This is a genomic window from Paraburkholderia dinghuensis, from assembly GCF_003837865.1.
GTDB classification, from domain to species: domain Bacteria; phylum Pseudomonadota; class Gammaproteobacteria; order Burkholderiales; family Burkholderiaceae; genus Paraburkholderia; species Paraburkholderia dinghuensis.
In genome coordinates this window covers 225,726-238,189 of the sequence record NZ_RQIS01000009.1, presented here as the reverse complement: position 1 = coordinate 238,189, position 12,464 = coordinate 225,726, and the positions used below count along the sequence as shown (strand labels likewise).

The window sequence follows — 12,464 nt, the reverse complement described above, 5'->3', positions numbered from 1 at the left end:
GTCCTATACGAGCGCCGAGCCGGCCTGTGCAGCGGCGGCAAACTGCTGGGCGCAGGACTTCGATGGCGCAAGCTGTGCCGAAGCGGCGTCGCTCGCCGGGCCATCGAAGACGAGGGGACTACCCTTGATGTCGACCATCCCTGGCGCATGGACGTGGATGTTGCCGCCTGCGATGCGAATCGTGGCGCCGCCTGCGCTCAGCGTGATTTCCTTCCCGGCAAGCACGTTGACGGCGTCCGCCGTGGAAACGACCTTCACGGTTTTGTCCGCGGTGATTTCGATGTTGTCCGACTGCGCCTGCACTTCGACCTTGCCTTTGCCGGCAAACAGCTTGATGCCTGCGTTCTGCACGAAAAAGCTGAGCTTCTCGCCGACGCTGGCAATCCACGACCCAGCCGCCGCAACGTAGGTGCTCTCGCCGCTGACGAGATTGACATGCCCGGTCGCGGCTGCATGGAGCGACTTCTGCGTCGACAGACCCATGTCCGCCGGGCTGGCAAGCAGCATGACGGGCTGCGAAAATCCGTTGGCGCTTCCAGTGCCTCCACCCGCCGTCCGGCCCCCGTTCATATTGCCCTGCACATCGCTCTGCGTGGCTGCGGCGAAGTCCTTGATGGCATCCTGTACGTCGTCCAGGGTCTCGGCCTTGCCATCTGCTGCCGCAAGCGAGCGGTGCTGAATCACCCCGCTGGAATCGATCAGATGCTGTGTGGCCTCCTTCACATCCAGCGGCTGGCTCGACGTCCCACCCCGGGCGTAGGTCGATACGTAAAGTCCACGCCCGGCCCGCAGTGCACCAGACGCCTCAGTCTTCAGCTCGAAGCCCGTGCCGAGGTAGTTGCCACGCGTATTGCCGTTGTGGTCGATGAGATAGCCGATGTGCAGATATGAATTCGCAGTCGAACTGTAGAGTTGTGCCCGGTTCTGCGAGGTAGCGTCGTCGAAAACAAGCTGATTGAAGCCCTGGCCGCTGTACTCCTGGGACTTGAAACCGGACAGCAAGCCATTCGAATGCCAATGTGGCGTGTTAGCAGAGTGAAAGAGCACCCCGCTCACGACCGGGCGGTCGCAATCCCCGTCCAGGTAGTTGACGGCCACTTCCTGCCCGATTCGCGGGACAAACACACCACCGAATCCCTTGCCAGCGTGCGGCAGGATCACCCGCATCCAGCACGACGACGCTTCGTTGTTGCTGCCCAGACGGTCCCAGTGCATCTGAACCTTCACCCGGTTCAACGCGTCCGTGTACACCTCCTCGCCGGCCGGTCCCACCACAGTGGCCGTCTGGATGTGCATGACCGGCTTTCCGTGCTCGAACGGACTGCGGAACGGCACGGAGCGACGCTGGGCCTCGATTTCGACCAGCACGATGCTTTCGTTGCCTAACGCGTCGTTGGAGACGAATGCGGCCTGCTGGTCCTTGTACTCGGCACGCAGGCGCGACAGGCGACGCTGCAGGCTGCCTGGAAACGGCCGGCCATTGCCCAGCGGCAGATTGTTCTGGATAGCCCAACGAACGCCGAGAATCGCGAATTCCCGGTCTTTGGGCTTGTCGTCATCGTGCTCGGGATGGTCTTCGAGCGTAAACCACCGGCCGGCGTCCATGCACGGCACACTGCCCACTCCGAAAAACCGTTTGCCCCGCGATTCCATTTCTTCAAGACGAATTCGCACGGCACGCTCGCCACGGTCATACGATTCGCCGGTAACCGGGAAGCCGTAGTGGCCGGCGTATTCGTAGACCTCCAGTTGCTGCGGGATGTCGCCTTGGCCGGCTGGGGACCGGCCCGACCGCTGCAAAGGCCGCAACGGACGTTTGTAGTCTGCCGTGCTAAACGCGTATCCGACACTTTGCGCCGTGCGCTCGCTGCCCCATTCGACGAGCGTACCGACTTGACCGTCCCGGCCGCCGCGATAGAACGATACCCGCTGCGTGGAGAGCGTCATGCAATTAAAGAGATCGTCTGTCACGACAACCGTATGCGACTTGCCGTCCTCGGCATGCTCGACATACGTGAACCACCCCTCCGACTCCATCAGCCGATGGACGAAATTGTGGTCGGTTTCGTACTGGACGCAATACGACCGAACCGCCCCCGGGTCTTTCACATCGACCCGGAAGCGACCCCGCGCCTGCGAATGTCCGTTGAATACTTCGGCCAGGATGTCGGCAGTCGTCAGGTCCTGGAAGATGCGAGCGTCCTTCCGGTACTGTAGAAAGCGCATCCATGAGGCAAATGCGAGCTGGTAGTAGCTTAGCCCGCCATCCGCTCCAAGGCGTCGGGTTGCGTATACGTAGCCATGCCAGGGAAGATACGAATCGTCGGTTTGACGTACCCATAACGTGACGGGCTGCGCCATCAGATTCTTCAACTGGAGAGCATGCTCGCGGGAAACGACGTCGACCGTGATCTCGAAATCCCGGCCCAAGCGGGACTCACCGATAACGCGCTGTGGCAAAAGCACTTTCGCCCCGAGGGGGGTGTCCAGGATAAGGGTCCGGTTCGTCTGCTCGATACCTGCATCAAGCATCAACGAATTGGGCAGCCTACCCATATCAAATATCTCCTCATGGGTCGAAAATAGAAATAAATTTTGGATAACATAATGTCTGGAGAGATTTTGCCACGATGATCTGCCTCGATTTTTAAAAAAACGTCAAAATGCGGCCGGGGCTGTCAGTAATTTCGTATCCACTGCATATGATGGCCATCGCGAGAATATATGCTTCGCATACCGAAAAGCCCCGTCTTCACGGTCCCCGACGATTCCTGCCGCGCTACTTGATCTGTTCGGTAATGGTCCGATGACGGGCTGACCCGTATCGAGATGCCACGTGACCGTGACAGCAGTTCTGAACCGCTGCCGATTCCCAAAGCACGAACGACGCTTCATGGGTCTCGACGAAAAGGTCGTCGCCATGTATGCCCCGGGTCGAAGAGCTCACATGGCTACACCCGCCTCTGCAAGATCACCTGGACGCACGCCATCGCCGGCACGGATACCGCGAACGACTGGCGCAAACCGCTGGAGTCCTGATCGACTGAGCCTGCTTCGGCATGGCGCAGCACGCTTTCCGCAGCACGCTTTCTCGTCTCAGGAATGACAAAGGGCCTCGCTACATCGCTGTAGCGAGGCCCTATTTATCGAACCAGGCGGCCGGACAGTCAAATCATCCGGCGCCTGTCAACCGCCGTTCATCAATGCGGCAGCGCCGGGATCATCCAGCTCAGCCAGTGCTGCTGCATGAACACGAGCACGCCGAGCAGCAGCGTCAGGAACACGCTGTGCCAGAACGTCCGGGCGAACACGACGCCCTCTTGCCCCTTCAGGTCCGTCGTCGCGACGCCCGTTGCAATGTTCTGCGGCGAGATCATCTTGCCCATCACACCACCCGACGAGTTGGTCGCTGCCATCAGCACCGGATCCAGTCCGAGTTGCTTCGCAGCCACGACCTGCAGGTTGCCGAAGAGCGCGTTACCCGACGTATCGCTGCCCGAAAGGAACACGGCGATCCAGCCAAGCGATGCCGACACGAGCGGGAAAAGAGCACCCGTCGATGCAACACCCATCCCGAGCGTGTAGCTCATCCCCGAGTAGTTGAGCAGGTACGCGAGCGCGACGATCATCATCACGGTGGCGATTGCGATACGCGTTTGCTTCCAGGTCTGCGCGACGCAGCAGAAGAAGCCGCCGAAGCCAACACGCGTCCAGAGCGCCGTGATCACGGCCGCCAGCAGGATGGCGGTGCCGGTGCCGAGCGGCTGGAACGTCCAGACGGCGGCATAGGACTTGTGATAGAGCGTCATGTACACGGCATTATGCAGGCCGGGCCACTTGATGTTCGCCTGACCGATCGACGCGATGCTCGCGTGAACCCAGAAGATCACGACGACCGACACGATAATCCACGGCAACCAGCCGCCGTAGCCGACGCGTTCCGAGTGATTCGTCGCGCGCTTCTCGGTGCGGGAAAGCGAGAACGCGGGATCATGCTCCGGCTTCCAGAACTTCAGGAAGCCGATCGTGACGATCAGCGAAGCCATCGACGAAAGCACGTCCGTCAGCTGGTAGCCAAGGAAGTTCGACGTGATGAACTGCGCAAGCGCGAAGCTGCCGCCCGAAACCAGGAGTGCGGGCCAGAGCTTGCCGATCGAGCGAACGCCGCCGTAGATGCCGACGACGTAGAACGGCAGCAGGAACGCGAAGAACGGCAGCTGGCGGCCGACCATCGCGCCGAGCGTCTCAGCCGGCAGCGACGTGACAGCGCCGAGCACCGTAATCGGCACACCGAGCGCGCCGAACGCGACAGGCGCCGTGTTGAAAATCAGCGTGAAGGTAAGCGCTTCGAGCGCCGGGAATCCGAGGCCGATCAGGAGTGCGCTCGTAATGGCCACCGGCGTGCCGAAGCCCGAAATCCCCTCGAGCAGACAGCCGAACGAGAACGCGACGACGAGCAGCACGAGGCGCCGGTCATCGGGCAAGTGGTCCAGCATCCATTGACGGAACTGGTCGAAGCGTCCCGTCTTCACCGCGATGTTGTACAGCAGCAGCGCGTTGACGACGATCCACATCACCGGAACCAGCGCGAGCGTCATGCCAGCGGCGACGGAGTCGAACGCGAGCGTGGCCGGCATGCCCCACACGGCGATCGCGATCACGAGGCCAGTGATAAGTCCTGCAAGCGACGCCTGCCAGGCCGGCCGGCGCAGCACGCCGAGCATCACGAGCGCGACAGCGATCGGAATGCAGGCAACGAGAAACGAAAGGGCAAGCGAGTTGCCCACCGGAGTCAGCGGCTGCGCAAATAGCGTCCCGGCTGGTAGCTGCAATACAGGGTTCATCTGGTCTCCATTGTCCCGTAGACGGGATTTATATCCACACGCTGTCGGGTTCGAAGAAGCGCCGCATGCAGCACGCGCGGCCCATCGTCGAAGCGACAAAAAAAAGCGGGCGCCGTGGCGCCCGCCTGGGATCAGCCCGCTCGCTGGTGCTTCTTGAAGGCGAGTCGATACTGATGCAGCAACGGCTCGGTGTAGCCGCTCGGCTGTTCCTTGCCTTCGAACGCAAGTGCACACGCCGCCTTGAATGCGAAAGACGCATCGAAGTCCGGCGCCATCGGGACGTAGTTCGCATCGCCGGCGTTTTGCTGGTCGACGACGGCCGCCATCCGCTTGAACACCTCGAGCACGAACTCACGCGTGATCACGCCGTGGCGCAACCAGTTCGCGATGTGCTGGCTCGAGATGCGCAGCGTCGCGCGATCTTCCATCAGGCCGATATTGTTGATATCGGGCACCTTCGAGCAGCCGACACCTTGTTCGACCCAGCGCACGACGTAACCGAGAATACCCTGCGCATTGTTCTCGACTTCGCGGCGGATTTCCTCGTCGCTCCACTGCGCGCGCTCGACGACGGGCACCGTGAGCAGCCCATCAAGCAGTGCGTCGCGTTCCTGCGCATAGTCGATCTTTTCGAGTTCCTGCTGGACGGCCTGAACGTCGACGTCGTGATAGTGCATCGCGTGCAGCGTCGCCGCCGTCGGGGACGGCACCCACGCCGTGTTCGCGCCCGCGCGCGGATGCGCGATCTTCTGTTCGAGCATCGCGTGCATGAGGTCCGGCATCGCCCACATGCCCTTGCCGATCTGCGCGCGGCCGCGCAGTCCTGCGGACAGGCCGGCGAGCACGTTGCTGCGCTCATACGCGGTAATCCACGCCGACGACTTCATGTCGCCCTTGCGGAGCATCGGGCCCGCTTCCATCGCGGTGTGCATTTCGTCGCCGGTGCGGTCGAGGAAGCCGGTGTTGATGAACGCGACGCGCGACGACGCAGCCGCGATACACGCCGACAGGTTCACGCTCGTGCGGCGCTCCTCGTCCATGATGCCCATCTTGATCGTCTCGCGCGGCAGGCCGAGCAGGTCTTCGACGCGCGAGAACAGATCGGCGGCAAAGGCCACTTCGACCGGGCCGTGCATCTTCGGCTTGACGATGTAGATCGAGCCCTTGCGCGAGTTGCGCTTCGCTTTCAGGTCGTGCATCGAGCAGAGCGTCGTCACGACGCCGTCGAGAACGCCTTCCGGAATCTCGTTGCCTTCGCGGTCGAGCACTGCGGGCGTCGTCATCAGATGGCCGACGTTGCGCACGAACAGCAGCGAGCGGCCATGCAGCGTGAGCGTCGAACCGTCCGGTGCGCGGTATTCGCGGTCGGCATTCAGACGACGCGTGAACGAGCGGCCACCCTTCGCGACTTCCTCGACCAGCGTGCCCTGCATGAGGCCGAGCCAGTTGCGGTAGAGCTCGACCTTGTCGCTGGCGTCGACGGCCGCGACCGAATCTTCGCAATCGATGATCGTCGTGACGGCCGCTTCGAGGATCACGTCCTTCACGTGCGCCGGATCGCTCGCGCCGATCGGCGTCGACGCGTCGATCTGGATCTCGACGTGCAGGCCGTGGTGCTTGAGCAGGATCGCGGTCGGTGCGCCGGCGTCGCCCTGGTATCCGACGAACTGCGCCGGATCGGCGAGCTGCAACGAGCCCGAAGCGGTCTTGACCGACAGCTTGCCGCCGTCCACCGTGTAGCCCGTCGCGGCGCGGTGCGAGCCGCTCGCGAGCGGCGCAGCGCGATCGAGGAAGTCACGCGCAAACGCGATCACGCGCTCGCCGCGCACGGGGTTGTACGCGCCAGCGCGCGTTGCACCGCCGTCTTCCGGCAGCGCATCGGTGCCATACAGCGCGTCGTACAGGCTGCCCCAGCGTGCGTTCGCCGCGTTGAGCGCGTAGCGCGCGTTCGACAGCGGCACGACGAGCTGCGGACCCGCTTGCGACGCGATCTCACTGTCGACGTTTGCGGTCGTCGCAACAACGCGCTCCGGTGCCGGCACGATGTAGCCGATTTGCGTCAGATGTGCGCGGTAGGCGCGCAGATCGCGCACCGGGCCCGGGTTCGCGCGATGCCATGCGTCGAGTTCGAGCTGCATGCGGTCGCGCTCGGCGAGCAGCGCGCGGTTACGCGGCGCGAGCTCGTGCACGAGCGCCGAGAAACCGCTCCAGAACGCGCCGGTGTCGACGCCCGTACCCGGCAGTGCTTCCGTTTCGATGAACCGGGCGAGCCCTTCGTCGACCTTAAGTCCGTGGTGTTCGATCATTTCGCTTCCTTCCTGCTTGAACTGTGCTGCTTGAACTGAATGCGCAACTGCGTGCAACTGCGCGCTACTGTGCTTACGCGGCGATACTGTTTGCGCCGGCCTTCGCGACCTGCGCGTCCTGATCGGACTTCACGCCCGAGACGCCGACGGCGCCGACCACCTGCCCGTCGACGATGACCGGTACGCCGCCTTCGAGCGTCGCGACAAGCGGAGCGCTCAGAAACGCGGTGCGGCCGCCGTTGATCATATCTTCATAGGCCTTCGACTCGCGACGGCCAAGCGCGGCGGTGCGTGCCTTCTCCTGCGAGATGTACGAACTCACCGGCGCCGTGCCGTCGAGGCGTGCGAGCGCGAGCGGATGGCCGCCGTCGTCGACCACCGCGATGGCGACGGCCCAGCCGTTACGCTGCGCTTCGTCGCGTGCTGCATCGAGGATTCGGGTCGCTTCGGCAATGCCGAGTACGGGTTTCATCTGCATCTCAGTTTTTCTCCAATTCGGGGTTCAGCAACGAATCGACAAGCTCGATCCAGTGCGTGATGTGCGTGCGACCCGCGCTGTTCAGGTGCGATTGACAGCCGACATTCGCCGTCACGATCGCGTCCGGCTTGCCGGCTTCGAGCGCATCGAGCTTATTGTCGCGCAATTGTTTCGCAATTTCAGGTTGCGTGAGCGAATACGTCCCTGCCGAGCCGCAGCACAGATGCGAATTCGCCACGCTCGTCAGGTCGAAGCCAAGGCGCGTGAGCACGCCTTCGACTGCGCCGCCGAGGCGCTGCGCATGCTGCAGCGTGCACGGGCAGTGGAATGCGATCCGCTTGCTGGCGACGGGTGCAAGTGCTTCGAGCGGCTCGGCGGTAATCACTTCGACGAGGTCGCGCGCCAGCGCGCTCACACGTCGTGCCTTGTCCGCATAGGCCTGATCGAAACGCAGCAGGTCGCCGTACTCCTTCACGAACGCGCCGCAGCCGCTCGCCGAAATCACGATCGCCTCAGCGCCTGCCTCGATGGCGGGCCACCACGCGTCGATGTTACGCCGGGCGCGATTGAGACCCGCATCCTGCGCGTTCAGGTGGTATTCGTTGGCGCCGCAGCAGCCGGCCTGCGGCGCGGGCGTCACACTGATCCCGAGCCGGTCGAGCACGCGCGAGGCGGCGCCGTTCGTGTTCGGCGCGAGCGACGGCTGCACGCAACCTTCGAGCATCAAAACGCGACGCGCGTGCCGCGCACGCGGACGCGGGCTCGCTGCCGGGGCTTGCGCAGGAATCTTGTCGCGCAGCGACTCGGGCAACAGACCGCGCACCGCGCGGCCCGCGCCGAGCAGCGTGGCAAAAGTTTTCGGCCGCGACACGGCGTGGCGCAGCCCCGCGCGCAGCAAGCGGTCGCTCAGCGGCCGCGTCGTGCGGCGCTCGACCTCGGCACGCCCGATGTCGAGCAGCGAGTGATACCGAACGCCCGAGGGACACGTCGTTTCGCAGTTGCGGCACGAGAGGCAACGGTCGAGATGCAGCTGCGTCTTTTCGGTGACGGGCTGCCCTTCGAGCATCTGCTTGATCAGATAGATCCGGCCGCGCGGTCCGTCGAGCTCGTTGCCGAGCAACTGGTAAGTCGGACAGGTCGCGTTACAGAACCCGCAGTGCACGCACGCGCGCAGGATCGATTCCGCCTCTTCGGCGCGCTCGAGAGCCTGCGCCGCTTCGCTAAGATTGGTTTGCATCGGATTAGGCAGTCAGCGTCAGAGATCCGCGTACATGCGGCCCGGGTTGAAGATCCCCAGCGGGTCGAGTTGCGCTTTCAGGCGCCGGTGCAATTGCATCAGCGGATCGGGCAGCGGCTGGAACGGCGTATCGGTTGCGCCCAGCGTGAACGCGCTGGCATGGCCGCCGAGTTCGCGCGCAATGCGGCGCACTTCGCTCGCATCCGCCTCGGTCTTCAGCCAGCGCTGCGCGCCGCCCCAGTCGAGGAGCGCGTCGCCCGGCAACGCCGAATTGGGCGCCGCGACGGGCAGCGACAGGCGCCAGAGCGGACGTGCATCGGCGAAAAACGGCAGCGTGAAGTCGCGCAGTTGGGTCCAGAACGTTTCGTCGGCATCGGCGCCGCCGATCGCTTCACGCGCGCCGCGTACCGAGCCCACGCCGCCTTCGAGGCGCACTTGCAGAACGCCATCCGCGTGACATGCGCCGGTGACGGGCAGCCCCGTGCGGCGCCAGGCGGTGAGCCGCTCGCGCGCAGCGTCCGGCGTGAGTTCGAGCGCGACGTAGCGCGACGCGCGCGGCTTCGGCAGCACCTTGAACGACACTTCGGTCACGAGCCCGAGGCAGCCGAAGCTCCCGACCATCAGTCGCGAAACGTCATAGCCCGCGACGTTCTTCATCACTTCGCCGCCGAAACGCAGGTGCCTGGCTTCGCCGGAAATCACGCGGCAACCGAGCGCAAAGTCGCGCACCGCGCCCACCCACGGACGCCGCGCACCGGACACGCCGGTTGCGAACATGCCGCCCATCGTGGCCGCGCCGCCGAACGCGGGCGCCTCGAAAGGCAGCATCTGGCCGGCTTCGTCGAGCACGGCTTCGACATCGGCGAGCGGCGTGCCCGCGCGCGCGGTCACGACGAGTTCGGTCGGGTCGTACTGAACAATGCCGCGATGGCGGCGTGTATCGATTTCAGGCGCGTCAACCGGGCGCCCGATGAATGCCTTGCTGTCACCGCCGCGGATGCGCAACGGCGTGCGCGCGGCGCGTGCCGCCTCAACCTGCGCGATCAATGCGGCGCTGTCGTCCATCGAATCCAGTTCGCGTCGCATCAAAACCGCTCCAGTTCGGGAAATTTAAGTTGACCCATGTGGACGTGCATCTTGCCGAATTCGGCGCAGCGACGCAGCGTCGGGATGTTCTTGCCGGGGTTGAGCAGGCACGACGGATCGAACGCAGCCTTGACCGCGTGGAAATACTCGATCTCACCTTGCTTGAACTGCACGCACATCTGATTGATCTTCTCGCGGCCCACGCCATGCTCGCCCGTGATGCTGCCGCCCACCTCGACGCACAGTTCGAGGATCCGGCCGCCGAGCGCCTCGGCACGGTCCATCTCGCCGGGCTGGTTTGCGTCGAAGAGAATCAGCGGATGCAGATTGCCGTCGCCCGCGTGGAACACGTTCGCGACCCGCAGACCGAATTGATCGGACAGCGCAGCGATCCCCGTCAGCACGCGCGGCAGCTCGCGCCGCGGAATCGTGCCGTCCATGCAGTAGTAGTCGGGCGTGATGCGGCCCACCGCCGGAAACGCGTTCTTGCGGCCGGCCCAGAAGCGCTGCCGCTCGGCCTCGTCTCGCGCAACGCGCAAATCCGACGCGCCGGCCGCCTGCAGCAGTGCGCCAACGCGTTCGACGTCCTCATCGACGTCATCGTGCGAACCATCCAGCTCGCAGAGCAGGATCGCCTCGGCGTCGACCGGATAGCCGGCGTGAATGAAGTCCTCGGCCGCACGGATCGACAGGTTATCCATCATCTCGAGGCCGCCGGGAATCACGCCTTCGCCGATGATCTTCGCTACCGCCTCACCCGCGCGAACGATGTCGTCGAAGCTCGCCATCAGCACCTTGACGCTCGGCGGTTTCGGCAGCAGCTTCACGGTCACCTCGACGACGATGCCAAGCATCCCCTCCGAGCCCGTGAAAAGCGCGAGCAGGTCGAAGCCGGGGCTATCGAAGGCGTCGCTGCCGAGCGTGATCAGCTCGCCGTCGATCGTGAGCATGTCGACTTTCAGAACGTTGTGGACGGTGAGGCCGTACTTGAGGCAGTGCACGCCGCCCGCGTTCTCGGCGATATTGCCGCCGATCGAGCAGGCAATCTGCGACGAGGGGTCCGGCGCGTAATAGAGACCGTGCTGGGCGACAGCCTGCGAGATCGCGAGGTTGCGCACGCCGGGCTCCACGCGCGCGACGCATGCGTCGGGATCGACTTCGACGATCCGCGTGAATTTCGCCATGACGAGCAGGATGCCCTTCTCGAGCGGCATCGCGCCGCCCGACAAGCCTGTGCCCGCACCACGCGCCACGACCGGCACACCGCGTGCGGCCGCGATCTTCAGAACGGCGCGCACCTCTTCGACCGTCGACGGCAGCACGACGAGGAGCGGCACCGCGCGATAGGCGGCGAGGCCATCACATTCGAACGGCCGCAGGTCCTCACGATCTGTCAGGATTTCCAGCTTGGGTGCACCCGCGCGCAGCGCAGCCGCGAGTTCTGCGCGATCGACCGTCGGCAGCGGGCCGTCGATCGCTTCGTCGTACATGAAGCTCATTGCCTTGTCTCCACCACGCGTGCGAGGCATGGTGCCCTATTCCATGAATCTGGCGATTTTTCTGGGTGTGCGACCTGTTGTCCAGTGCCAGCGGCCGTGGTCATACCAGTTTTTTATAGAGGCTCTTCTCTGGTGACCTGCCACGACCGCAAAAGTCAATGAATTCAACGGTTCATGCGACAATCACGCATGTCGCGCAAAAGTGGTCATACCAGTATGAAATTGAATGCAGAACCGGCTCTCTCGCGACGCGTCGCCGACGTGGCTGCCGAGCGTATCGAGAAGCTCATCGTCGACGGCATCCTCAAGGTTGGGCAGGCGCTGCCGTCCGAGCGCCGCCTGACGGAAAAGCTCGGCGTGTCGCGCACCGCGCTGCGCGAGGGGATGAAGCTGCTGCGCGCACGCGGCGTTATTGAGACAGTGCATGGCAAGGGCTCGTTCGTCGCGGACCTGACCGAGCAGAAGCAGATCACGCCGATGATGCACCTGCTCGCATCGCAGCCGCGCACGCTCTACGACCTGTTCGAAGTGCGCGGGATGCTCGAGGCCGAAGCCGCCCGGCTCGCGGCACGGCGCGGAACCGATGCCGATTTCATCCTGATCACGCGGCGCTATGAAGAGATGATCGCGCCCGAGACGCAGGACCTGCCGCCGGAAGCACGCGCGAAGCTCGACCACGCGTTTCATCGCGCGATCTGCGAGGCGTCGCACAACCCGGTCCTTGTCAACACGCTGCAATCGCTCACCGACCTGCTGCTGAGCTCGGTCTTCGCGTCCGTCAACAACCTCTACCACCGCGAGCCGCTCAAGAGGCAGATCGACCGGCAGCACGCGCGCCTCTACAACGCCGTCACCGGACGGTTGCCCGAGCAGGCACGCAAGGCGGCCAGCGAGCATATCCGCAACGTCATCGAATATCTGCGCGAGATCGAAAGCGAAGAGCAGCGCCTCGTGCGGGCCACCCTTCGGCTCGAAGGGTGGAAGTAACCGCCTCAATCAAGTTCGCGTTGCACT

Annotated in this window: 8 protein-coding genes; 1 reads left to right on the top strand and 7 read right to left on the bottom strand. The window is 64.1% G+C overall.

Going from position 1 to position 12,464, the window contains the following annotated elements; all coding sequences use genetic code 11:
* Positions 1-3 precede the first annotated feature (3 nt).
* From D1Y85_RS14425 to glcD, 7 genes are all read right to left on the bottom strand, one after another.
* Positions 4-2,556 (bottom strand): type VI secretion system Vgr family protein, encoded by a 2,553-nt coding sequence (locus D1Y85_RS14425; RefSeq protein WP_124151729.1) that lies wholly within the window; start codon positions 2,554-2,556, stop codon positions 4-6.
* Between the two features lie 644 nt (positions 2,557-3,200).
* Positions 3,201-4,844: an L-lactate permease gene (locus tag D1Y85_RS14420; protein WP_124151728.1), complete on the bottom strand. Its 1,644-nt coding sequence runs from the start codon at positions 4,842-4,844 to the stop codon at positions 3,201-3,203.
* A 131-nt stretch (positions 4,845-4,975) separates the two neighbouring features.
* On the bottom strand, positions 4,976-7,150 hold the full coding sequence (locus D1Y85_RS14415; protein ID WP_124151727.1) for a malate synthase G: 2,175 nt from the start codon (positions 7,148-7,150) through the stop codon (positions 4,976-4,978).
* Between the two features lie 73 nt (positions 7,151-7,223).
* Positions 7,224-7,628 (bottom strand): heme-binding protein, encoded by a 405-nt coding sequence (locus tag D1Y85_RS14410; RefSeq protein WP_124151726.1) that lies wholly within the window; start codon positions 7,626-7,628, stop codon positions 7,224-7,226.
* A 1-nt stretch (position 7,629) separates the two neighbouring features.
* Complete coding sequence (glcF, locus tag D1Y85_RS14405; RefSeq protein ID WP_124151725.1) at positions 7,630-8,865, bottom strand: glycolate oxidase subunit GlcF; 1,236 nt, start codon at positions 8,863-8,865, stop codon at positions 7,630-7,632.
* Between the two features lie 18 nt (positions 8,866-8,883).
* The gene (glcE, locus tag D1Y85_RS14400; RefSeq protein WP_124151724.1) at positions 8,884-9,951 is read right to left on the bottom strand and encodes a glycolate oxidase subunit GlcE; all 1,068 of its coding nucleotides are present in this window, start codon (positions 9,949-9,951) and stop codon (positions 8,884-8,886) included.
* Entirely contained in the window at positions 9,951-11,450 is a 1,500-nt protein-coding gene (glcD, locus tag D1Y85_RS14395; protein WP_124151774.1) for a glycolate oxidase subunit GlcD, read from the bottom strand. The genes glcE and glcD overlap by 1 nt, the downstream gene beginning before the upstream one ends.
* A 216-nt stretch (positions 11,451-11,666) precedes the next feature.
* Here glcD and glcC point away from each other — a divergent pair, with 216 nt between their 5' ends.
* Positions 11,667-12,437, top strand: coding sequence for a transcriptional regulator GlcC (gene glcC, locus D1Y85_RS14390; protein ID WP_124151723.1), 771 nt, complete (start codon positions 11,667-11,669; stop codon positions 12,435-12,437).
* The last annotated feature ends 27 nt before the right edge of the window (positions 12,438-12,464 follow it).

What these genes read in the sequence shown, in the direction of transcription:
- glcF (WP_124151725.1), bottom strand. Translation starts at nt 8,865, where the DNA reads ATGCAAACCAATCTTAGCGAAGCGGCGCAGGCTCTCGAGCGCGCCGAA.
- D1Y85_RS14420 (WP_124151728.1), bottom strand. Translation starts at nt 4,844, where the DNA reads ATGAACCCTGTATTGCAGCTACCAGCCGGGACGCTATTTGCGCAGCCG.
- D1Y85_RS14415 (WP_124151727.1), bottom strand. Translation starts at nt 7,150, where the DNA reads ATGATCGAACACCACGGACTTAAGGTCGACGAAGGGCTCGCCCGGTTC.
- glcE (WP_124151724.1), bottom strand. Translation starts at nt 9,951, where the DNA reads ATGCGACGCGAACTGGATTCGATGGACGACAGCGCCGCATTGATCGCG.
- glcC (WP_124151723.1), top strand. Translation starts at nt 11,667, where the DNA reads ATGAAATTGAATGCAGAACCGGCTCTCTCGCGACGCGTCGCCGACGTG.
- D1Y85_RS14410 (WP_124151726.1), bottom strand. Translation starts at nt 7,628, where the DNA reads ATGCAGATGAAACCCGTACTCGGCATTGCCGAAGCGACCCGAATCCTC.
- glcD (WP_124151774.1), bottom strand. Translation starts at nt 11,450, where the DNA reads ATGAGCTTCATGTACGACGAAGCGATCGACGGCCCGCTGCCGACGGTC.
- D1Y85_RS14425 (WP_124151729.1), bottom strand. Translation starts at nt 2,556, where the DNA reads ATGGGTAGGCTGCCCAATTCGTTGATGCTTGATGCAGGTATCGAGCAG.